General features: G+C 59.8%; 17 protein-coding genes and 1 tRNA gene. 12 read left to right on the top strand and 6 right to left on the bottom strand.

The window, feature by feature from the left end; all coding sequences use genetic code 11:
* The first annotated feature begins 83 nt into the window (after positions 1–83).
* The gene (locus NW833_RS07430) at positions 84–677 is read left to right on the top strand and encodes a DnaJ domain-containing protein (RefSeq protein ID WP_414412046.1); all 594 of its coding nucleotides are present in this window, start codon (positions 84–86) and stop codon (positions 675–677) included.
* On the opposite strand, the gene NW833_RS07425 is transcribed toward NW833_RS07430, so the two are convergent.
* Entirely contained in the window at positions 674–2,080 is a 1,407-nt protein-coding gene (locus NW833_RS07425; RefSeq protein WP_414412045.1) for a 2-succinylbenzoate--CoA ligase, read from the bottom strand. The two genes, NW833_RS07430 and NW833_RS07425, sit on opposite strands and share 4 nt — an antisense overlap.
* 126 nt (positions 2,081–2,206) lie before the next feature.
* Between NW833_RS07425 and petG the strand changes: the two genes are divergently transcribed.
* The 3 genes from petG to NW833_RS07410 all read left to right on the top strand — a co-directional run bounded on the left by petG (position 2,207) and on the right by NW833_RS07410 (position 5,130).
* The gene (gene petG / locus NW833_RS07420) at positions 2,207–2,320 is read left to right on the top strand and encodes a cytochrome b6-f complex subunit V (RefSeq protein WP_414361271.1); all 114 of its coding nucleotides are present in this window, start codon (positions 2,207–2,209) and stop codon (positions 2,318–2,320) included.
* Between the two features lie 72 nt (positions 2,321–2,392).
* Complete coding sequence (locus NW833_RS07415) at positions 2,393–4,018, top strand: bifunctional pantoate--beta-alanine ligase/(d)CMP kinase (protein ID WP_414412044.1); 1,626 nt, start codon at positions 2,393–2,395, stop codon at positions 4,016–4,018.
* 83 nt (positions 4,019–4,101) lie between these two features.
* A complete protein-coding gene (locus NW833_RS07410; protein ID WP_414412043.1) occupies positions 4,102–5,130 on the top strand; it encodes a hemolysin family protein in 1,029 nt (342 codons plus the stop codon).
* On the opposite strand, the gene NW833_RS07405 is transcribed toward NW833_RS07410, so the two are convergent.
* Positions 5,127–5,408 (bottom strand): 2TM domain-containing protein, encoded by a 282-nt coding sequence (locus NW833_RS07405; RefSeq protein ID WP_414396344.1) that lies wholly within the window; start codon positions 5,406–5,408, stop codon positions 5,127–5,129. The two genes, NW833_RS07410 and NW833_RS07405, sit on opposite strands and share 4 nt — an antisense overlap.
* A 69-nt stretch (positions 5,409–5,477) precedes the next feature.
* Complete coding sequence (locus NW833_RS07400; RefSeq protein WP_414412042.1) at positions 5,478–7,535, bottom strand: ATP-binding protein; 2,058 nt, start codon at positions 7,533–7,535, stop codon at positions 5,478–5,480.
* 248 nt (positions 7,536–7,783) lie between these two features.
* On the opposite strand from NW833_RS07400, the gene NW833_RS07395 reads away from it, so the two are divergent.
* On the top strand, positions 7,784–8,779 hold the full coding sequence (locus NW833_RS07395; protein WP_414412041.1) for a deoxyhypusine synthase family protein: 996 nt from the start codon (positions 7,784–7,786) through the stop codon (positions 8,777–8,779).
* A 46-nt stretch (positions 8,780–8,825) separates the two neighbouring features.
* On the opposite strand, the gene NW833_RS07390 is transcribed toward NW833_RS07395, so the two are convergent.
* Together NW833_RS07390 and NW833_RS07385 are read right to left on the bottom strand one after the other, a co-directional pair.
* Complete coding sequence (locus NW833_RS07390) at positions 8,826–9,614, bottom strand: MBL fold metallo-hydrolase (RefSeq protein ID WP_414396338.1); 789 nt, start codon at positions 9,612–9,614, stop codon at positions 8,826–8,828.
* Positions 9,611–10,246 (bottom strand): anthranilate synthase component II, encoded by a 636-nt coding sequence (locus NW833_RS07385; RefSeq protein WP_099813308.1) that lies wholly within the window; start codon positions 10,244–10,246, stop codon positions 9,611–9,613. Before NW833_RS07385 ends, NW833_RS07390 begins: the two co-directional genes overlap by 4 nt.
* Before the next feature lie 159 nt (positions 10,247–10,405).
* Between NW833_RS07385 and NW833_RS07380 the strand changes: the two genes are divergently transcribed.
* The 7 genes from NW833_RS07380 to NW833_RS07350 all read left to right on the top strand — a co-directional run bounded on the left by NW833_RS07380 (position 10,406) and on the right by NW833_RS07350 (position 20,370).
* Positions 10,406–12,817 carry a DEAD/DEAH box helicase gene (locus tag NW833_RS07380; RefSeq protein ID WP_414412040.1) on the top strand — a complete coding sequence of 804 codons (2,412 nt, stop codon included), beginning with the start codon at positions 10,406–10,408 and terminating at the stop codon, positions 12,815–12,817.
* Between the two features lie 220 nt (positions 12,818–13,037).
* Positions 13,038–13,298 carry a hypothetical protein gene (locus NW833_RS07375; protein WP_414396333.1) on the top strand — a complete coding sequence of 87 codons (261 nt, stop codon included), beginning with the start codon at positions 13,038–13,040 and terminating at the stop codon, positions 13,296–13,298.
* A 12-nt stretch (positions 13,299–13,310) separates the two neighbouring features.
* Positions 13,311–13,568 carry a hypothetical protein gene (locus tag NW833_RS07370; protein ID WP_414396330.1) on the top strand — a complete coding sequence of 86 codons (258 nt, stop codon included), beginning with the start codon at positions 13,311–13,313 and terminating at the stop codon, positions 13,566–13,568.
* 363 nt (positions 13,569–13,931) lie between these two features.
* Complete coding sequence (locus NW833_RS07365) at positions 13,932–16,841, top strand: site-specific DNA-methyltransferase (protein ID WP_414412039.1); 2,910 nt, start codon at positions 13,932–13,934, stop codon at positions 16,839–16,841.
* Complete coding sequence (locus NW833_RS07360) at positions 16,841–17,158, top strand: nucleotidyltransferase domain-containing protein (RefSeq protein WP_414406111.1); 318 nt, start codon at positions 16,841–16,843, stop codon at positions 17,156–17,158. The genes NW833_RS07365 and NW833_RS07360 overlap by 1 nt, the downstream gene beginning before the upstream one ends.
* A complete protein-coding gene (locus NW833_RS07355) occupies positions 17,142–17,567 on the top strand; it encodes a HEPN domain-containing protein (protein WP_414412038.1) in 426 nt (141 codons plus the stop codon). Before NW833_RS07360 ends, NW833_RS07355 begins: the two co-directional genes overlap by 17 nt.
* Positions 17,548–20,370, top strand: a complete 2,823-nt coding sequence (locus NW833_RS07350) for a BPTD_3080 family restriction endonuclease (protein WP_414412037.1) — start codon at positions 17,548–17,550, stop codon at positions 20,368–20,370. Before NW833_RS07355 ends, NW833_RS07350 begins: the two co-directional genes overlap by 20 nt.
* A 416-nt stretch (positions 20,371–20,786) precedes the next feature.
* Here the strand turns inward: NW833_RS07350 and NW833_RS07345 are convergent.
* Positions 20,787–20,871 (bottom strand) — tRNA-Ser (locus NW833_RS07345).
* Positions 20,872–20,979: the final 108 nt, after the last annotated feature.

The following is a 20,979-nucleotide window of genomic DNA, read 5'->3' as shown; positions in this document are numbered from 1 at the left end:
TTGGTCAAGCCGGGGCCGCAGCGATAGACTAGAGCTGGTTTTTGGCCAGGTCTTTTCCCGATCCCTTAGTTGCGCCACCGTTTATGGATTACTACGCGATCCTGAACCTATCTCCTGCAGCGGACCTTGAAGAGATTAAACAGGCGTTTCGACGGTTGGCGCGGCAGTTTCACCCTGATGTGGCAGGGGAGGGATCCCGAGAGCGTTTCCAACAAATCCTCCAAGCCTACCAAGTGCTGAGCGACCCTGAGCAGCGGCGGCGCTACGATGCACAACGTCAATCTGCACAACGTCAATCTCCACCCAGCTCTCCTGCTGCCGGCGAAAGGCGGGTGGTCATTCGCAGCATAGGCCCCTCATCGGCAGAGCAGCCCAATCCGGAAGGGCTCAAGGAGGGGATTGCCCGCGTCAAGGCAGCCTGGCGGGAGCGGAAGTTGCCCACGGCGGTGGCCCAGGCGGAGGCGCTGCTGAAACGGTTTCCCAACTCCAGCGAGGCCATCCACATCTTGGCGTTGGCCTACCAGCGCTTCGGCAACCATTTGATCTACGAGGGGCGCTATCAGCAGGCGGAAGCCTACTTGAGAAAAGCTTTGGCCACGGAGCCGCACAACCGAGAATTGGCCTTTGAAATCAAGCGAGATTTAGCCCGTCTGGGCATTCGGGAGGGATCCCGCTAACTTGCCTGCGTTGGGATCCCCAACGTCTGAGCTGCCCACTGCCGGAGTTGTTGGCGGTTGACTTTGCCCTGAGGGTTGCGCGGGATCCCGCTACACCATAGCCACCGCTTGGGGTGTTTGAAGGGGCTTAGTTGTTGCGCGAGGTGCCGCTTTAGGTGTTCCTCCAGCTCGTCGGCGGTCAGAGGGATCCCAACCTTGGGCACAGCCACCGCCACCAGCTGCTGCCCCCACTCCTGGTCAGGCAGGCCCAGCACACAGACATCTTCCACCCAGCCGCTGGCGCGGATTTCCCCTTCCACCTCAGCCGCCATCACTTTTTCCCCTCCCGTTAGGATTAGGTCGTCGGCGCGGCCCAGCCAGTGGAGGTGACCTTGGGAGTCGAGGTAGCCCCAATCCCCAGGGGCCAAACCCTGCTGTTGCCACTTGCCTAGGCCATCAGCCTCCCCTGCCAAGGGGTAGTAGCCGAGGGCCAGGGATTCGGCCCAGACGTGGATAGAGCCCACTGTCTGGACGGGTAGGGGATCCCCGGCTTCGCCCCGGATCTCCAGGCGGGCATGGGGTAGGGGTCGACCCAAGCTGTCGCTCCCTTGTAAGAAGGCTTGCGGCAGCAGCGTACATACCTGGGAGGCGGTTTCGGTCATGCCGTAGGTGAGGGCCAGGGGCAGGTACAACTGCCGGGCCTGTTGTCGCAAGCTGGGCCAGGTAGGGCCGCCGCCAACCAAAATGGCCTGGAATTGGCGCAGGCTTTCTAGCACTCTCGGCCGGGCATCCAGTAGCAGCCGTTGCAACTGGGTGGGCACCAGGGACAGGAAGCTACCCGGCAAAGGCGGATCCCAGGCCTCGGCTTGCTGCTGGCGTTTCCAATCCCAGACAACCCACTGCCCGTTGCTCAGCCAGGAGCGAACGGCCTGCATGAGGCCGCTGACGTGGTACAAGGGCAGCATGCAATAGCTATGGACACACTCCACGCCAAAGTGCTGTTGGTGGGCTCTGGCGGAGGCGCTGAGGGTACGCCAGGAGTGCACCGCCCATCTCACCTGGCCGCTGGAGCCACCAGTAGGGATCCCAATCACTGGCCAATCAGCGCTGGGCAAGATCCGCTGCCAGTGCCCCAGAGGGGAGGTGGAGGAGGTGGGATCCCCCTGTAACTGCCCTTGCCGCCAGCGCCAAGCGGATCCCAGGCCAGCCAAAGCCTGGCTCCACTCCCGTTCTCCCCAGCGGGGATTGGCCAAGAAGAGGGGGATCCCCAAGCGCTGGCAGGCCAAAACCAAAGCCCACACCTGCAGCGGATCCGAGTCTGCCACCAGCAGAGGCACAGCCTTTTCTGCCAAAGGACGTAGGTGTCCTTCCAGGTTAGACAGGCGCTCCTTCAAGCTGGGAGAGCAAGAAGAGTTAGAGGCCATCATGGCCGGGGGATCCTCAGCCTACACGCCACGGCAGTCAAAGGCCAGCGGGTACCTACAAGCCAGCTCGGCAGTTTTTGGAGCATGGCTTATCATGATCTAGGTTTGGAGTAGGAGGTGGGGTTTGTGATCGAGCCCATTTTGCTGGGGATCGTTTTGGGGATGGTTCTAGTTACCCTAGCAGGCTTGTTTGTGTCGGCCTACCGGCAGTATCAGCGTAGCAATAAGATGGGTCTGTAAAGGCAGGTAGCCCAGCCAACTGGTCCTGGCCGGCAGCTAGGAAACTGGCCAAGGGGGTAAGGCGGCAAAGCCATGCAGTGGCTGCGCACGGTGGCGGCGTTGCGGGAGCAAGTGGCCAAGTGGCGGGGATCCACCATCGGCCTGGTGCCAACGATGGGATCCCTGCACGAGGGGCATCTTAGCTTGATTCGCCGCTGCCGCCAGGAGTGTGACCACACGGTGGTCAGTATTTTCGTCAACCCGCTGCAATTTGGCCCCAATGAGGACTGGGAGCGCTACCCCCGCGATGAGGAGGGAGATCGAGCTCTGTGTGAAGCCGCAGGCGTGGATGTGGTTTTTGCCCCCGACCTGCAAGAAATGGGAGCGGACCCGGCATCTGCTAGAGATCGCACTTGGGTCGATCCCCCGCCCTCCCTCTTGCAAACCCTCTGTGCTCCCCACCGGCCAGGCCACTTCCGCGGTGTAGCCACCATTGTGGTACAACTGCTAAACCTGGTCCAGCCCCAGCGGGCTTACTTTGGCCAAAAGGATGCCCAGCAACTGGCCATCATCCAGCGGCTGGTTCAAGACCTGAAGATTCCCACCACCATTGTCCCCTGCCCCACCGTTCGAGAGGCGGATGGCCTGGCCTACAGTTCCCGCAACCGCTACCTCTCGGCAGAGGAACGGCAGGTGGCAGCGGGCCTCTACCGCGCTTTGCGCCGGGGCTATGAGCACTGGCAGGCCGGAGATTCCTCTGCTGAAGGGATCCTAGCGGCGGCGCGTGCCGAGCTGGAGCACACCCCTGAGCTGCGCCTGCAATACTTGGAGCTGGTGGATCCGCAAAGCCTCCAGCCCCTCTCGGAAGTAAAAGACAAGGGGCTCCTAGCTATTGCAGCCTACGTCGGGCAAACGCGCCTCATCGACAACTTACTTTTGGCAAGGGAGAAAAGCGATTTGCTGCCTCCAAAGGAAGAGGGGGCCCTGCTGCCTTCTCCAAAGAGAGGGCGCCGTCCCCTGATTGCCATTGATGGCCCTGCAGGAGCGGGTAAGTCCAGTGTAGCCCGAGCGGTGGCCGCTCAGCTGCAGTTGCTGTACCTGGACACAGGGGCCATGTATCGGGCTATTACCTGGCTAGCCCTGCAGCGGGGGATCCCGTTGGACGACGCCGAGCAGCTCACCCAACTGGCTGCCCAAACTCAACTGAGGCTGCAAAGCGGCCCCTCCCCTGACGAACCAACCCGCATCTGGGCCAATGGCCAAGAAATTACCCAGGCCATTCGCTCTCCTGAAGTAACCCGCTGGGTTTCCCAAGTGGCGGCAGTGCCAGGGGTGCGACAGGAGTTGGTGAAGCAGCAGCGCCTCCTAGGTCGAGATGGAGGGGCCGTTCTGGAAGGACGCGATATTGGTACCCATGTCTTTCCCGATGCTGAGCTAAAAGTCTTCTTAACGGCCTCGCTGGGAGAGCGGGCGCAGCGTCGGCAACATCAGCTGCAGGCGCAAGGGCAGGTAGTGTCCTTGGAAGAACTAAAAGCCCAGCTCGAGCAGCGGGATCGCTACGACAGTGAGCGTCAGATTGCGCCCTTGCGGCCTGCTCCCGATGCCATTTTGATCGATACGGATCACCTAAGCCAGGCCGAGGTGGAGAACAAAATTGTGACGTTGTACCGGCAGCTTTTGGAGAAGGCCGGCTCAGAGCAGCCCGATGCAAAAGGCTAAGCCGCGAAGTGAGGTAGCGGGATAAGGGAAGTGCCTCCCCAACGCAAACGCCTTCTCTCCGGCTCTGGGTAGTCGGGAACGCTATGGGTAGTCTGCTTCTCCTTGCCGTTTTACTCCTTGTCTCAGCGTTTTGCTCCGGTGCGGAGACAGCCATTACCGCCATGGACAACCTGCGCCTGGAGTCCCTCATCGAGGACGAGGGGGATCCGCAGGGGTTCTACCGGCTGGTTCAACAGCAGCGGTCACAACTCATCACGAGCTTGCTGCTGGTGAACAACTTTGTCAACATTGGCATTGCTGCCCTGGCTACAACCATCTCCATCGAGCTGCTGGGATCCCCGCTGGGGGGCTTGGTTGCCACCCTGCCCACCACGATCCTGGTGCTCTTGATAGGCGAAGTGGCTCCCAAGTCCTTGGCGGTCAGCCATCCGCTGGCAGTTTTCCGCTGGGTGGTGCGGCCTGTCTATGCCCTAGCGGTGCTGCTGCGCCCTTTGACCCATGCCTTTGAGTGGCTTGTTGGCAGACTTTCTCATCTCCTGGAGCTTTCTCCCTTGACGTCCACTACTTCTCTCAAGGATTTGGAACTGTTGATTGATGTGTTGGGGCAGCGGGGGCTGCTGGACTGGCAGAAGCGGCGTCTGTTCCGCGGTGCCCTAGCTTTAGATGGGCTGCGGGCCCGGGATGTGGCCAAGCCTAGAGTAAAAATGGAAACCATCTCCCACGATAAAACGCTGCAGGATGTGGTGAAACTCTGCCTGGAGACAGGCTACTCCCGCATCCCCGTCCAAGGGGAATCCAAAGACGAGATTGTGGGCGTCATCCACCTCAAGCAGGCCCTGCGCCACCTGGAGCAAGAAGGCAATGTCGAGGTAACCAAGGCGATGTCGCCGCCCTTTTTTGTCCCCGAGACCAAGCGCGTCAGCCTACTGCTTAAAGAGATGCTGCGCTCCCGCCAACACCTGGGGATTGTGGTGGATGAATTTGGCGGCACCAGTGGCCTCATCACGCTGGAGGACATCTTGGAGGAGCTGGTGGGGGAGATCTACGACGAGAGCGACCTCTCTCCCCTGCTTTCGCGGCGGCAACAACGGCAGCGCTCCGCCTCTAGCTAACTTGCAGAGTCTTCGTTGGCGGGATCCCGAAAGCTTGGGTCGTCGGGGTAGCGGGCCACAAAAAAGAGCCAAAAGCTGTGGATCCCCAAGCCTAGGCCCCACCAGCCTAGTAGAGGTAGCAGCCACGGCCAATCGGCCCGATACAGCTGTTGGAAAAACACTAGCCCCGAGGCGCTGCAGAGAAAAACAGCCAGATGAGTTGCGTAGGTGTAGCGGTCATCCAGCTTGCGAAACTCGGGATCCCGACGGGAGGGTTTGCGGGGCCAGCGCGGCGGCATGGCAAAACCGTCTAGTTAAAACTTTCTCCAGTGTAGAACATCCCAACCCCAGCCTTTTGCTCCTCAAGGTCACTGCCGCCAGCGGCAACTGGGGGGATCCGTCTCGGCTGGCTGGTCCTCAAACTCCAAGGGGCCCTCCTCAGTGTACAGGTGCAGGTCAAACCAAAAGGTGGAGCCCTGTTCCAGCTTGCTTTCTAGGCAGATGCGGGTTCGGTGCTTCTCCAGGATGTTGCGCACGATGGCTAGGCCCAGGCCAGTGCCCTCCAGGGTATGTACCCGGTTCTCCACTCGGAAAAAGCGCTCGAAAATCCGCTCCTGATCCTCCGGGGCGATGCCAATGCCAGTGTCGGCCACCGCCACCCGCACTGCCTGTGGGGCTCCATCCGGCCGAACCACCAGGTGGGCATGCACCGTCACTGTGCCTCCGGAGGGGGTGAACTTGATGGCATTGCTCAAGAGGTTGGTCATGACCTGCAAGAGGAGATCGTAGTTGCCCCACACCGGCGGCAGATCCGGATCGAGAAACTGGCGCAGCAGGATCCCCTTGTCGCGGGCTTGCAGGTGATGGGTGCGCAGGGTTTGCTCGATAACGGCGGAGATGTCAACAGCCTCAAAGTGATACTGCTTGCCCGACTCTAGGCGCGACAAATCCAATACGTCATTGACCAAACGAGTGAGGCGATCTGTTTCGCGGTTGGCAATTTCCAGGTAGTCCAGCCGCTCCTGCGGCGACATTTGCTCGCCATACTCGTAGAGGGTCTCGATGAAGGACTTGATGCTAAATAGAGGAGTGCGCAGTTCGTGGCTGATGTTGCTGATGAACTGGGCTTTGGCCTCGTTGAGCTCTGCCTCGCGGGTAATATCCTGCACGGTGATGACAATCCCCTTGAGGTTTTGCCGCCGCGGGTCGGACACTGGCGAAAGCAGGATGCGGATAACCCGCTTGGTAGGGCTGGTGAGGTTGACGCGAATTTCCTCTGCCTCTTGATCCCCGCGGGCAATTTGCGTGAGCGGGCGGGCCAGTTGCTGCCGCAGATCCTCGGGCAAGAGCTCCAGCAAGGGTTTGCCCAGGACAGGCTCGCCTTCCCAGCCAAACATGCGCGAGGCAGCTGGGTTGATCAGCAGGACCCGAAACTCGGCATCCAGCAAGATGGCCGCATCGACGATGGAAAACACCAGCGTCTCCAGCTTAGCCTTGGCAGCAGCCAGTTCCTCAATGTTCTGCTCCTCGTAGCTCTGCAGCCGCTCTGCCATCTTGTTAAAGCTGTCGATGAGTTGGGCCAGCTCCCCCCCAAAGGGCAGGTCGATGCGCTGTTTGAAGTTACCCTTGGTGATTTCCTGGACGCCTTTGACCAGCTCCTTGATGGGGTAGGTGATGGTGAGAGCGTTGACCACGGCTCCCAGGATGGCCAGAACCCACACCGCCAAAAACACCCCAATCGAGACCTCGCGCGCCAGTTGCGTAGAGCGCACCAGGGCAGGGTTGGGGTTGATGCCCAGGGCCAGGGTGCCCAAAAAGCGGCCCTGATGGTAGATGCCAACAAAAATGTCCGTCACCCGCCCGGCAGGGGTGAGGTGGGCGCGCACCAGGGGCTGGCCCTCAGCAGGCGGACGGTTGCCCGGCAGTTGCATGCGACGGGTAAGGCTGAGAGAGGTTTTCACCTCCTGGTTGGAAAACGGGATCCCGTAGTAGATGTTCCCCTCGGGGTCGGCGTAGAGCAAATAGCGGATGCTGCTGGTGCTCTCAAAGTATTGCCGCGACAGTTGGGCCACTTCACCAAGGCGCTCTTCAGCAATGAGGGGAGCAACATTGGCTGCCAATAGCAACCCTAGATCCCGGCCAAAGCGGGCCTCGTTAAAGCGGGCATCTTGCTGCACGGTGCTGACGGCCCAGAAGGTGAAGCTGCTCACCACCAGCGAGACCACCAGCGTGGCCACAAAGAGCAACTGGGTCTCCAAGCGCAGCTTGTATTTCCAGCGCGCCCACCAGCGCCGCAGGGATCCCAGGGGAGATTCCACTTGGGCTGGCTCTGAGGTGGCCGGGGCAGGAGGCACTGGCTCTGGAGAAGCGGCCTCAGCAGTTGCGGCAACCGGCTCAGCCGGCTCGGCAGTGCTGACAGGAGGCATGGATCCAATAGCAACCCTGGAGAACACTGTCGCCACCATTCTGACATGGGTTCCGACCAGGGCTGAGAGAAGGCTAAATCTTCCGCAAAGAATCCCGAGCCCAAGTGCAAAGAACTATGCCTCTTCCGTCGGCTCGCGGAGAAGTGACGCCTGGGGAGGTTGCTCGCAGTGGTGTTGCCGACGCACCGTTTCACCGGCAGCAAGAGTTGGTAAAATTAGAGATTGTGCTTTGCAAAAGCAAATCCAGATTGCCGGAAACTCAAACCGTGACCCGCGGCCCTGTCAGCCAATTTATCGAGCATCACTTTCGCCACTTCAACGCCGCCGCCCTGGTAGAAGCGGCCAAGGGCTACTCTGCCCACTTGGAAAAGGGCGGCAAGATGATGGTGACCTTGGCGGGTGCCATGAGCACGGCGGAGCTGGGCCTTTCCCTGGCGGAGATGATTCGGCAGGGCAAGGTGCACGCCATCTCCTGCACTGGCGCCAACCTTGAGGAAGACATCTTTAACCTCATTGCCCACGACTTCTACGAGCGGGTGCCCAACTACCGGGATCTCAGCCCGCAGCAGGAGCAGGAGCTGCTGGAGCGGCACCTGAACCGGGTAACGGATACCTGCATCCCGGAAGAGGAGGCGATGCGGCGCCTAGAAAAAGCTCTGCTGGAAGAGTGGATAGCTGCCGACCAGGCGGGGGAGCGCTACTTCCCGCACGAGTTCATCTACCGCATCCTGCGCAGCGGCAGGCTGGAGCCCTACTACCAAATTAATCCCCGGGATTCCTGGGTTTACGCGGCCATGGAGGCTGACTTGCCCCTCTACGTGCCGGGCTGGGAGGACTCCACCACCGGCAACATGTACGCTGCCCACTGCATCACCGGCGAGATCCGCAATGTCCACACCGTCCGCACGGGCATTGAGTACATGATCCACCTGGCCGATTGGTACACACGCACCTCAGCGGAGTGCTCCGTCGGCTTCTTCCAGATTGGCGGTGGCATTGCCGGAGATTTTCCCATCTGTGTAGTGCCCATGCTGCACCAAGACCTAGGCCGCAAGGGGATCCCCCTGTGGGGCTATTTCTGCCAGATCAGCGACTCTACCACCAGCTACGGCTCCTACTCGGGGGCGGCGCCCAACGAGAAGATCACCTGGGGCAAGTTGGGGGTCGACACACCCAAGTTCGTCATCGAGTCGGATGCCACCATCGTGGCGCCTTTAATCTTTGCCTGGGTGTTGGGGTGGTAAAACTCCCAGGCTGACGCCTACAGCCCATCGCCTGCGCTGCGTGGCCCTACTGCTCAAAGTACAGGATGGCCATCCCTTGCCTGGGCAGGGCTTGAGCCGAAAGTAGCAATGGGTTGCTGAGGGCAGGTTGCGCGGCAGCGGGGGGAAATAGGCGCAAAAACGCCTCCAGAGGCAACAGCTCGCATTGGGACTCCTCGGCGGCGGCGGTGCGATACATGGTGGGGATGACCAACTTGGGCTGCAGCGCTTCGATGGCTGCCTTGGCTGCCTTGGGATCGTAATTCTTCGGCCCACCTCCCACCGGCACCAACAACAGGTCAGGGCGAGAGAGCAAGATGGACTGCTCCCGGCCAATGGGCTGCAGTGCCCCTCCCAGGTGGACAATGTCGATCCCGCCCATGCGCCAGCGCCAGCCTACGTTGAGGCCAAAGCGGGGGCCACGTGGCATGCGCACCCCCTGCACGCGGATCCCGTCGATGAGGTAGTCGCCTGGCTGAAACAGCACTTTGGGGTTGCCGGGCACCACGTCCAAAGCTCCCTCGTCCAAAAGGCGGCTGCTGAGGAGCACCAGATCGGCAGCGACGCGGGGGGGAGGGTAGCCGGCTGTACAACCGGCTGGCCGAAAGGGGTTAACCAGAAAGCGCTTGCCCTCCCCCTCAAACAAAACGCAACTGTGGTGCAGCCAGGTCAGCTGCAGGCCCTGGGCGCTGGAGCCGGGGGTAAACTCCAGGGATCCCCCTGGAGAAGGATCAGTTTGCGCCCTTGCCCACTGACCCCCTGCGGCAAGGGATCCCAGCAAGCTGGCGCTGGCTTGCAAAAGTTGGCGACGCTTCATCGGGTGGGGATCCTTGACACAACCCCGGCAGCCGCCGGCTGGAGCAATCCCGAGGTAGGGATCTGGGCCAAGCGCAGGAAGTTGCTCAGCAGGCGTTTGCCCTCCGCGGTCAAAATGCTCTCCGGGTGGAACTGCACGCCCTGCACATGAAGATAGCGGCGGTGGCGGATCCCCATAATGATGCCGTCCTGAGTTTGGGCCGTCACCTCTAGTTCGTCAGGACAGGTGGAAGCCTCAATCACCAAGCTGTGGTAGCGGGTTGCAACAAAAGGCTGGCTCAGCCCCTCAAACACTCCCACCCCTCGATGATAGATGAGGGAAGTCTTGCCGTGCATCAGCTCAGGTGCGCGCACGATCCGACCGCCGTAGACCTGTCCAATGCACTGGTGACCCAGACAGACGCCCAAAATCGGCAGCTCCGGCCCCAGCTCGCGGATCAACTCCAGCGAGATGCCGGCATCTTCGGGCCGTCCTGGCCCTGGAGAAATGACAACCGCCTGGGGACGCATCTGGCGCAGCTGGGCCACTGAAATCTCGTCATTGCGAAAAACTCGTACCCCTGCGCCTAGCTCCCCCAGGTATTGCACCAGGTTGTAGGTGAAGCTGTCGTAGTTGTCGATAACAACCAGCACGATGGCACCCGGCAACGGCACCCCATTTTAGCATTGCCCAGGCTTCAGGGCCCGCAACCCGGAGCCAACACCCAAATCCAGCTTGTATCCTGGGAGGTATAGCACACAAGCAGCAGCAAGGTGGCTAGCTTTTAGGTTGTTTTTGATTTTTCAGATCCCATGAACTTGCTTCTCTCTCCGGCGACCGACCTGCTGGACGAGTTGCGCAGGCTTTTCCCTTTTGAGCTGGATGAGTTTCAGATCCAAGCGATTCAAGCTCTGGCCGCTGGGGAATCGGTGGTGGTCTGTGCGCCTACAGGATCCGGCAAGACCCTGATTGGAGAGTATGCCATCCACCGGGCCTTGTCCCAAGGCAAGCGGGTTTTCTACACAACCCCTCTGAAGGCTCTTTCCAACCAAAAGTTTCGCGATTTCAGCCAGCAATTCGGCCCGGAGCGGGTTGGCCTCCTCACCGGCGACATCTCCATCAACCGGGAAGCGCCGATCTTGGTGATGACCACCGAGATCTTCCGCAATATGCTCTACGGCACGCCGCTCTCTCTGGCTGTCCAGCGCGGGCCCTACGGCAGCGAGAGGGATGCGTGGGAAGAGGCGGAGGCTCTAAGCCGGGATCCCTTGCGGGACGTGCAGGCGGTGATCCTGGACGAATGCCACTACATGAACGACCAACAGCGGGGCACTGTCTGGGAAGAGGCAATTATCTACTGCCCTGCCCACATCCAGCTTGTTGCCCTCTCGGCCACCCTGGCCAACAGCGACCAGCTTACCGACTGGATGAACCAGGTGCATGGCCCCACGCGACTTGTCGATTCCAGCCATCGCCCAGTGCCGCTGCAATTTCACTTTGCCAATCGCAAAGGGCTGTTCCCCCTGCTGGAGCAAACCGAGTCAGGCCAGTGGGTTTGCAATCGCCGCCTGAGAAGCAAGCCCTCCAAGTCAGGCCAGGCTCCCTACGGAGAAGTACCGGATATGGCCCAGGTGGTGGAAAACCTGCGCCGACGGGATATGCTGCCGGCCATCTATTTCATCTTCAGCCGCAAGGGCTGTGACCTGGCGGTGGCCAGTTTGGGAAACTTGGACTTAATTAGCTCTGAAGAAGAGCGGCGGCAGTTGGCCGAGCAGATCGACCGTTTCTGCCAGGAAATGCCAGAGGCAGTGCGCCGGGATCAACTGGATGCCCTCTACCGGGGCATTGCCGCCCACCATGCCGGCCTGTTGCCCGCCTGGAAGGGCCTGGTCGAGCACCTGTTTCAGCAGGGGCTGGTGAAGCTAGTTTTTGCCACCGAGACGCTGGCTGCCGGGATCAACATGCCCGCCCGCACGACGGTGATTTCCTCCCTCTCCAAGCGCACCGACAACGGCCATCGCCTTCTCACTGCCTCTGAGTTTATGCAAATGTCAGGGCGGGCTGGACGGCGGGGCAAAGATGTGATTGGGCATGTGGTGACCTTGCAATCTCCCTTTGAGGGGGCGCAGGAGGCAGCGCGGCTGGCCACGGCAGGAGCGGATCCCCTGGTGAGCCAGTTTACCCCCACCTATGGCATGGTGCTGAACTTGCTGCAGAAGCACTCTCTGGAGGCGGCCCGGGATCTCATCAACCGCAGCTTTGGCCAGTATTTGCTCTCGCTGCAAAGGTTGCCCGAACAACAGGAGCTCCAGCGCACTCGCGCCGAGCTGGAGGAAATTGACCGCCTCCTGGAGGGGATTTCCGACGAAGATATCGCCCGCTACGAGAAAATGCAGGCGCAACGGCGGGAAGAGCGGCGCCTTTTGCGCTATCTGCTCAAACAGCAGGAAGCAGAACCGGATCCCACCCTGCGCCTATTGGCCTTTCCCCACATCCAAGCCCAAGAGGAGAAAATCCGCGCCCTAGAAGCCCGCATCCGCGCCAACCCTGCCCACAGGGTCGGGAAAAAGCTGCTGGGTTTACAGGAAAAGCGCCAGCGCCTGCTCAAGCGCCTCCAGCACTTGGAGCGCCAGAGTGAGTCTGTGCAGGAGTTGCGCTGGCAGCAATTTATGGCCCTGGTGGGCGTGCTGCAGGAGTTCGACTGTCTGCAAGGGTATCAGCCAACAGTTAGTGGGGAAGTGGTGGCTGCTCTGCGAGGAGATAACGAGCTCTGGCTGGGTCTAGCTCTGCTCTCTGGCGAATGTCTAGGCTGTGCCCCCCATCACTTGGCTGGGGTCATTGCTGCTCTGGTGGCCGAGCCTCCCCGTTCAGGTACCTACAGCCGGCTGCGGACTTCTGGGCTAGTTGAGGATGTGCTGCATGGCTTGCGAGGCCTGCGGCGGCAACTGTTCCGCAGCCAACGTCAACACCAGGTGTTTCATGTGCCAATTGGGTTTGAGCCCGATCTGGCCGGGATCGTGGAACACTGGGCCCAAGGGATCCCCTGGGAAAAGCTGGAGGCCAGCACCAACCTGGATGCTGGGGATATTGTGCGCCTGATTCGCCGCACCTTGGATTTGCTCTCTCAGATCCCCCACATTCCTCATTTGCCAGCGGAGCTGCGGGAAAATGCCCGCGAAGCCCAAAAAATGCTGGATCGCTTCCCGGTGAGCGAGCTGATCTAGCAGCACTTTGGCGAGGGTGGGATCATAAGCCCTTGCGCGGCAGTGACTTTCACTACCACCCTGTCCGGGTTAAGGCCTAAGCGAATGGCCTCTTCCCAGTGGCAGGCTAGAATCCAGCTAGCCTCTCCCCTCCGATGAGCACCTGTATCAAACAGGCTGAGCGCGATGGCTGCCTAGCCTCCACCCAGTCAAGTCCGTCCACTTGCGCGTAGTAGCCAATATGCACTTCGACTCAGTTGAAGACTTTGAGCGCTGGATAGAGGATCTGGTAGCTGGCAAGATTGAGCCGCCCAACTACCACGACATTCGCCACGCCAGCCGCGAAGACGCAGAGGAGTGTTTGCGGCTGCAGCAGGAGGAAGCCCGCAAGCTGGGGCTAGATCCGGAAGAGGTAGTGCTGCTGCAGGATCCCTTCAGCGGGGAGTGGCTAGTCCTTGTCCCCTGGAAGCAAATAGAAGCCGGCCTGGCTCAGTTTTGGTAGGTGGACTCAGCTATGAGTGAGAGCAACAACCAACAGCCAACTCTGGCCGACGTTTTGGCAGCGGTGGAGCGGCTTGATAAGGAGCTGCAAGAGATCCGCTCAGACCTCGCTGCCACCCGGCAAGAACTGAGGGATGAGGTGCGACGGTGGGATGAGCGCTTCTTCGAGTTCGCCAAAGACACCGCCAACCGCGCCAACACGCTCATCGCCAGCGCTGCTGTTACGGTCATTGCTGGTACTTTGCTGTTGATTCTGAGGGAGGGGAGGTAGCTGTGGACACTCAAAGCCTCAGGATCCCGACTGGGTTCGCTTCCCAGTCCCCGACATGGAAACAGCTTTGACCCGCCTATTAGGCAAATAAACGGAAAGGGGATACGGGAACAGGATCGGGGGCGGGGCTAGCTCCCCTTAGCAGAATTTTTGAGTTTGTGATTCAGGGGCTAACAACGGCATGCCTCTGGAGAGGGGCGCTAGCGGGCCGTAGACCTTAGCAGGAAGAGAGCAGAAACCCGACAGACGCTGCGCTACCCACAAGTAGGAGTGTTTGTTAGCCTCTTGTAGGTCTTTCAGAGCGGTTTGGTCTCAAGCTAGCCTTCCTAGTAAGCCCACGACGCAACCAACAGGCAGGACTGGATGGCAGGCAAGAAGACCAACACCCAACGCTCAATCGAATCCTACGAGCACCGGGACAAACAGCGGCTCAACAACCCGCCTGTGGGACTGGTGACGCCTGAGAACGACCGGGACGCGGGGCAGAAGAAGAAGACCTACGCCTACGACCCGCACCTGGATCCGCAGCTTGTCTGGGCTGGCAAGGCCGAGCACACTTCGTTCGAGGTGCCCACGGTTTCGCTCCACGTCCACGAGCGGATTGACCCGCGCACCATCATCGAGGCTGTGCGCAAGAAAAACGACCAAGCTGGCCCGGTACAACTGGGGTTGTTTGAGGAAGAACGCAAGGAGCCCCTGCGCCAGGCCATCGAATTTTACCAGCACAAGCATGGCTGGACGAACCGCCTAATTGCCGGCGATTCGCTCCTGGTGATGAACTCGCTCCTGGAAAAAGAGGGCATGGCCGGCAAGGTGCAGATGATCTACTTTGACCCGCCCTACGGCATCAAGTACGGCTCCAACTTCCAGCCCTTTGTGAATAAGCGCGACGTCAAAGACGGCGAGGACGAGGATTTGACCTCAGAGCCGGAGCAGATCAAAGCCTTCCGCGACACCTGGGAGCTGGGCATCCACTCTTACCTCACCTACCTGCGCGACCGGCTGCTCTTGGCGCGGGAACTCCTCACTGAGAGCGGCAGCATCTTTGTGCAGATTGGGGATGAGAATGCTCACTTAGTTAGGGCAGTGATGGATGAAGTCTTCGGAAACCAAAACTACGTAGCCACGATTGTGTTTGAAAAGACTTCGTTCAAGACTTCCGAGATTATCCAAAAGACCTTCGACTTGCTCCTTTGGTATGCAAGGGACAAAGAAAGGGTAAAACGTAGACCGCTTTTCTTCGAGAAGGAGCCTGGCCTAACTGGAGCAGTAGGTTACACTCACGTAGAGCTACCATCCGGCGAACGTCGCCTCCTACGGCCAGAGGAGCAAGCAAGCCCCCAATCGCTACCTAAAGACAGCAAGATATTCGAGCTTACCTCGCTGATTTCTGCTGGCGAAGCCACAGCCGATGGGGAGGTCTTCGAACTCATGGGGGAGACTTTCCGCCCTGGTGCAGGACAACACTGGAAAACTGGCCTAGAAGGTCTCCAAAGACTTGTCATAGCCGGGCGAATCGTGAAGGCTGGTAATAGGCCTCGATTTGTTCACTATCTGGACGACTATGCCGTATCTGAATTCACCAATAACTGGCGGGACACACGTTTATCTAGCTTTGGCGATGAGAAGCTCTTCGTCGTACAAACCTCGGTGAAGGTGGTTCAACGCTGCCTCCTCATGACCACCGATCCGGGTGATCTGGTCTTCGACCCCACTTGCGGCAGCGGCACTACGGCCTATGTGGCTGAGAAGTGGGGCAGACGCTGGATCACCTGCGACACCTCGCGCGTGGCGATTACCCTTGCCCGTCAGCGGCTGATGACCGCCGTCTTCGATTACTATGAACTCGCGCACCCGCAGGAGGGCGTCGGCAGCGGCTTTAAGTACAAGACGGTGCCGCACATCACGCTCAAGTCCATCGCCAATAATCCGGAAATCGACGACATCTACGCGCGCCTGCACCCGGCGGTGGAGGAGGCCCTGGCTGAGCTCAACGCGGCGCTAAAGGGCCAGGCGGTGAAGTTTAAGGTGACCCAAGGTGGCCGGGCTGGCCACTTTGTGGACTTTGCTGCGCCCGACACAGAAACCTTCACCATGCCCGCTGGCCAGGTGGTTAAGGTCAACGAGCTGGTGGAATGGGAGGTGCCCTTTGAGTTTCCCGCCGACTGGCCGGAAGCTGCCCGGACGCCATTCGAGCGATTCCATCAAGCCCGCCGTGCCCTGCGAGCAGCCATCGATGAGGCCATTGCCCGCCACGCGCCGCAGGAGACGCTTTACGACCAGCCCTTCGTGGACAGGAAGAAGGTGCGGGTGACAGGCCCGTTCACCGTGGAAGCAGTGCCAGCCCCAGCGGTGAAATCGGTGGATGAGATTGTGGAGCCCAAGCCCGAGCCGGCAGATGCCTCGATTGCCCGCTCCGGCGAAACACTGCGTCAGGAGGAATGGCGCGACGAGCTGCTCAAGACGGGTATCCGCGGGAAGAACGGGCAATACATCCGCTTTGCCCGGCTGGAACCGCTGCCCGCCTGTCGTTGGCTCCATGCCGTGGGGGAAACGCGGCCCAGCGACGAAGGGGCAAATACCGTGCGCGAGTCGGCGCCTGCCTACGACCCCCTGCGCGTGGTGGTCTCCTTTGGCCCGGAATATGGCCCGCTCGAGCAACGGCAAGTGGAGCAGGCCTGGGAAGAAGCGCGGATGCTCGTCCCACGGCCAAAACTGCTGATCTTTGCCGCCTTTCAGTTTGACCCGGAAGCGGCGAAAGACATTGACGAGATGAAGCCGGAGCTGGCTGGAATGCAGTTCCTCAAAGTGCAAATGAACGCTGACCTTTTGACCGACGACCTGAAGAAAAAGCGCGCCAGCAACGAGTCCTTCTGGCTTATTGGGCAACCGGATGTGTACCTGGAACGCATTGCCGACGGCGAGGACAAGGGAAAGTATCGCGTTTCAGTTCTCGGCTTCGATTACTACAACACCAAGACCGGCCAGATTGAATCGGGCGGGGCAGATAGAATTGCCCTCTGGATGCTCGACACCGACTACGACGGGCGCAGCCTCTACCCGCGCCAGGTGTTCTTCCCGATGGCAGGCGAGAAGGAGGGCTGGGCAAAACTGGCTCGCAATCTCAGGGCAGAAATCGATGAGGAGCGGATCGAAGCTTACCGAGGCACGGTGTCGCTGCCGTTTGCGCTCGGTGAGCACCGACGCATTGCCGTCAAAATTGTGGATGACCGGGGCATTGAGAGCCTGAAGGTCGTAAAAGTGGATCCATGATGGACGAGCAAGCTCTGCAAGAAATTGTTCAACGAATCGTGGCAGTAGCGCAGCCCAGCCGCATACTTTTGTTTGGTTCCTATGGCCGTGGCGATGCCGACGCTGGCTCTGACGTGGATCTCATAGTGGTCGAACCAGAAGTGCCCGACCCGTATAGCGAAATGATCCGCTTGCACAAAGCTGTAGGCTCGCTTGGCCCAGGGATCGATCTGCTGGTTTATTCTGAGGCCGAATACCAACGGCGCAGTCAGGTGCCGGGCACGGTGCTGTACTGGGCACGCAAGGAGGGAAGAGCCCTCTATGAAGCCCCATCTTGAAGAGGCCTGGCGATCCCTGCGCTTGGCGGATCGCGACCTCAAGGCATTTGAAGTGTTGAAAAAAGACCCCGAGGTTCACCCTGCTATCCTCTATTTCCATGCCCAGCAAGCGGTAGAGAAATCTCTCAAGGCAGTCTTGTTTGCCCAACAGATTGAATTCACACGCACCCATGACCTGGTCAAGCTAGCGCGTCTGCTCAACGACCGGGGCATTTCGTTGCCGGTTGGGGAAGATCAACTCCGTCAACTCAACCCCTTTGCTGTTGCCTTTCGCTACGACGACACAGAATTTGCGCCTATTCCCCAACAAGAGGTGGCAAGTCTGCTGACAGAGATTCGCTGTTGGGCAGCGGAAGAAGTCAGTGCAGCAACGGAACGGGAGAAAGGCGATGGCCCGGACTACGGTTGACCGCTTGATTATCAACTCGCCCTACGAAGAGCCGAAATACCACTGGCACTACGACCGCCAGACGCGCACCTTCGAGCTGGTGGAGGGCCGCCGCCCGGCGGGCTACGTGGTGGCGACTCCCGGTTCAAAATCTTTCGACGATCCGGGCATCTTCGTCGAGATCCCGCTTGTCAACCAAATTCGACCCCGCGTCAAAGCCTGGCGCGAGGCGGGCTATCCCGGCGTTACCGCCATCACCAGGCGGCTCTTGGAGTACTGGCACGACCCCGAGGAGTTCGACAGACGTCGCTTTTTCTTTTGCCAGTTGGAGGCGGCAGAGACGCTCATTTGGCTGACCGAGGCGCCGCCTGCCGAGCGGGTGGGCATTGAGATCCCAGGTGACGGCGGGGCCTTCTTGCGTCGGTGCTGCAAGATGGCAACGGGTACGGGCAAGACCATCGTGATGGCGATGGTGATTGCCTGGCACATCCTCAACAAGGTGGCCAATCCCCAAGATGCGCGCTTTTCGAAAAACGTGCTGGTCATCGCGCCGGGACTGACGGTGAAGCAGAGACTGGCTGTCCTCGAGCCAGCCGCCGAGGGCAACTACTATGAGGTGTTTTCCATCGTGCCCCCCGCCTTCCTCGATAAGCTTCGCCAAGGGAAGGTATTGGTGCGCAACTGGCACGCCCTGGCTTGGGAGAGCGAAGAGCAAATCAAGGCGCGCAAAAGCGTGGACAAGCGCGGCGTCAAAAGTGACGAAGCCTATGCCCGTGAAGTTTTGGGCGAGATGGCAAATGCTTCCAATCTGCTAGTCATCAACGATGAGGCGCACCATGCCTGGCGCGTCAACCAGGAAGCTGAAGGGAAGTCCTTGCGCGCTCGCGACCTGAAAGACAGCGCTGCGGAAGCCACAGTCTGGGTAGGCGGGCTGGATCGTCTGCATCGCTCACGAGGCATTCTGACCTGCTACGACTTTTCCGCCACCCCTTTTGCACCATCGGGAAAAAAGAGCAGCGAGGAGACCCTGTTCGGCTGGATTGTCAGTGATTTTGGCCTCAACGACGCAATCGAATCCGGCTTAGTCAAGACGCCGCGTGTGGTGGTGCGCGACGACGCCGTGCCGGACGCCAAAACCTACAAATCCCGTCTCTACCACATCTACAACGACCCAGAAGTCAAAGACGACCTCAACCGCCGCGCCGAACCCCACGAGCCGCTGCCGGATCTGGTGCTGAACGCCTATTACCTGCTGGGCTACGACTGGCGTGAGACATGGAGAGCCTGGAAAGCGGCTGGCCTGCCCACGCCGCCTGTGATGATCACCGTCTGTAACCGAACTGAGACAGCAGCGCGGGTCAAGCACGCCTTCGATTCGCGGAGCATTCACATCGACGAGCTATGCGACCCGGAGCGAATCCTGCATATCGACTCGAAGGTGCTAGAAGAGGCTGAGGCAAAGGAAGAGTCCGCGGTAACAGTAGAGGCGTCGAACGAGACCGAGGAGGGGGAGGAGGAAGAGGCACCCGTCGAGCGCAGGCTAACCAAGGCAGAGCAGGCAGAACTTTTGCGGAAGATCGTAGATACGGTTGGCAAGGTGGGGCAGCCAGGCGAGAAGATCCAAAACGTCATTTCCGTCGGGATGCTGAGCGAGGGCTGGGACGCCAAGACGGTGACGCACATTATGGGGCTGCGGGCCTTTACCTCGCAACTGCTGTGCGAGCAGGTTGTAGGCCGGGGCCTGCGCCGCACATCCTACGAGATCAACCCACAGACCGGGCTGCTTGAGCCCGAGTACGTCAACATCTTCGGCGTGCCTTTCACGTTCTTGCCGCATGAGAGTAGCGGAGATGGCCCGCCACCGCCGCCAACGCCCAAGACTGCGGTAGAGCCGGATCCAGCCAAAGCGGAGTTTGAGATCCGCTGGCCGAATGTGGTGCGTATCGAGCGCGTACTTCAGCCAGTATTGACTCTTGATTGGTCGAAGGTGCAGCCCTTGGAGCTGAACGCGGCCCAGACACCGCAGGTGGCCGAACTGGCACCAATTCTCGAAGGCAAGCCAGACGTAACTCAAATCAGCCGCATCGAACTGGAGCAGTTGGCCCGGGAGTTTCGCACCCAGCGCATCATCTTCGAAACTGCCCGGAACGTGTTCGATCAAATCAAGCAAAGCTGGAAAGGCAGTCGCGAAATCTTGCTGGCGCAGTTGGTGCGGATTGTGGAGCAGTTCATTCGCTCTGACCGCATCCTGATCTCCCCACCTCTTTTTTATCAGGACGAACTGCGCCGTCGGTTGATCATCACCCTCAACATGTCACGGATTGTGCAACATGTGTGCGAGGCGGTGCGGCAGGAAAACACAGAGCGGCTTACTCCAATCTTCGACCGCGATCACCCTATCCGCTCGACGGGCCAAATGCGTACCTGGTACACGAGCAAACCCTGCCAACGCACGCGCAAGTCACACATCAACGTCTGTGTCTACGACAGCACCTGGGAGGCGTCGGACGCTTTCGTCCTGGACAATAGCAGTGCCGTGAGCGCCTGGGCAAAAAACGACCATCTGGGCTTCGAGGTGCCTTACGTCTATCGTGGCGTGGTGCGGAAGTATCGGCCAGATTTTCTTGTGCGGCTTGCCAATGGCGACATGCTCATTCTGGAAACGAAGGGACAGGACACTGAACTAGACCGGGTGAAGCGGCGCTATCTCGAGGAGTGGGTGCAAGCCGTCAATACGCATGGCGCGTTCGGTCGCTGGCAGTGGAAGGTGGCCCGTCACCCAGGCGAGATACGGGACATTTTGTTGCAAAGCCTGGAGCAGTAGGAAGCTGGAACCCGAAAGGCTTGTGAACGTGTTGGTAGCAGCCAACTGCTGGGCCCCCCGTGCGTACTGCGGCCCTCTCTCAGAGGGATGTACGGATATTCGCCAAGGCTGAGCCGTCTTTCCTGGCCTCGGAAGCGGTAGCGAAACCGCTAGAGCTTCGACCCGTTGGGCTTCACCTCCAAGTACAGCCTTCTTTTGTCCGGCAACTGGTAGGGCTTGTCCTTGGGTTTGGCATTCCTGATGACTACCTCCGAAAGAGCAATGTCCCGCCCTGGCTTTTGTGTCCCTGGTCATGTCCCACTTCAGCCCGGATTACAGTGGATTCTGTCAGTCTATCTTGGACACTGAAAAGCCCGGAAGCCCTTCTAGACAAGGGCTGGCTGGATCTGGGTGGATGTCATCGGACTACGTGGTAACGGAGAGGGTGGGATTCGAACCCACGGTGGCTTGCGCCACGGCAGTTTTCAAGACTGCTTCCTTAAACCACTCGGACACCTCTCCACCCTATCCCTGGCAAGGATCTGCAGCCTTACCTATCTTAGGCTCTGCAATTGCCTTTGTGCAGCCGGGGAGCCACCCCCCTGACAACAACTTGTGAGCAAGAACAGG

The sequence above is a fragment of the Synechococcus sp. O70.1 genome, from assembly GCF_047462215.1.
Taxonomy (GTDB): domain Bacteria; phylum Cyanobacteriota; class Cyanobacteriia; order Thermostichales; family Thermostichaceae; genus Thermostichus.
Note: the sequence above shows the minus strand (reverse complement) of the source record. Positions and strands in the feature narration are given on the sequence as shown.

What these genes read in the sequence shown, in the direction of transcription:
- NW833_RS07425 (WP_414412045.1), bottom strand. Translation starts at nt 2,080, where the DNA reads ATGGCCTCTAACTCTTCTTGCTCTCCCAGCTTGAAGGAGCGCCTGTCT.
- NW833_RS07365 (WP_414412039.1), top strand. Translation starts at nt 13,932, where the DNA reads ATGGCAGGCAAGAAGACCAACACCCAACGCTCAATCGAATCCTACGAG.
- NW833_RS07375 (WP_414396333.1), top strand. Translation starts at nt 13,038, where the DNA reads ATGCACTTCGACTCAGTTGAAGACTTTGAGCGCTGGATAGAGGATCTG.
- NW833_RS07405 (WP_414396344.1), bottom strand. Translation starts at nt 5,408, where the DNA reads ATGCCGCCGCGCTGGCCCCGCAAACCCTCCCGTCGGGATCCCGAGTTT.
- NW833_RS07380 (WP_414412040.1), top strand. Translation starts at nt 10,406, where the DNA reads ATGAACTTGCTTCTCTCTCCGGCGACCGACCTGCTGGACGAGTTGCGC.
- NW833_RS07390 (WP_414396338.1), bottom strand. Translation starts at nt 9,614, where the DNA reads ATGAAGCGTCGCCAACTTTTGCAAGCCAGCGCCAGCTTGCTGGGATCC.
- NW833_RS07415 (WP_414412044.1), top strand. Translation starts at nt 2,393, where the DNA reads ATGCAGTGGCTGCGCACGGTGGCGGCGTTGCGGGAGCAAGTGGCCAAG.
- NW833_RS07410 (WP_414412043.1), top strand. Translation starts at nt 4,102, where the DNA reads ATGGGTAGTCTGCTTCTCCTTGCCGTTTTACTCCTTGTCTCAGCGTTT.
- NW833_RS07370 (WP_414396330.1), top strand. Translation starts at nt 13,311, where the DNA reads ATGAGTGAGAGCAACAACCAACAGCCAACTCTGGCCGACGTTTTGGCA.
- NW833_RS07350 (WP_414412037.1), top strand. Translation starts at nt 17,548, where the DNA reads ATGGCCCGGACTACGGTTGACCGCTTGATTATCAACTCGCCCTACGAA.
- NW833_RS07400 (WP_414412042.1), bottom strand. Translation starts at nt 7,535, where the DNA reads ATGCCTCCTGTCAGCACTGCCGAGCCGGCTGAGCCGGTTGCCGCAACT.
- NW833_RS07355 (WP_414412038.1), top strand. Translation starts at nt 17,142, where the DNA reads ATGAAGCCCCATCTTGAAGAGGCCTGGCGATCCCTGCGCTTGGCGGAT.
- NW833_RS07430 (WP_414412046.1), top strand. Translation starts at nt 84, where the DNA reads ATGGATTACTACGCGATCCTGAACCTATCTCCTGCAGCGGACCTTGAA.
- NW833_RS07360 (WP_414406111.1), top strand. Translation starts at nt 16,841, where the DNA reads ATGGACGAGCAAGCTCTGCAAGAAATTGTTCAACGAATCGTGGCAGTA.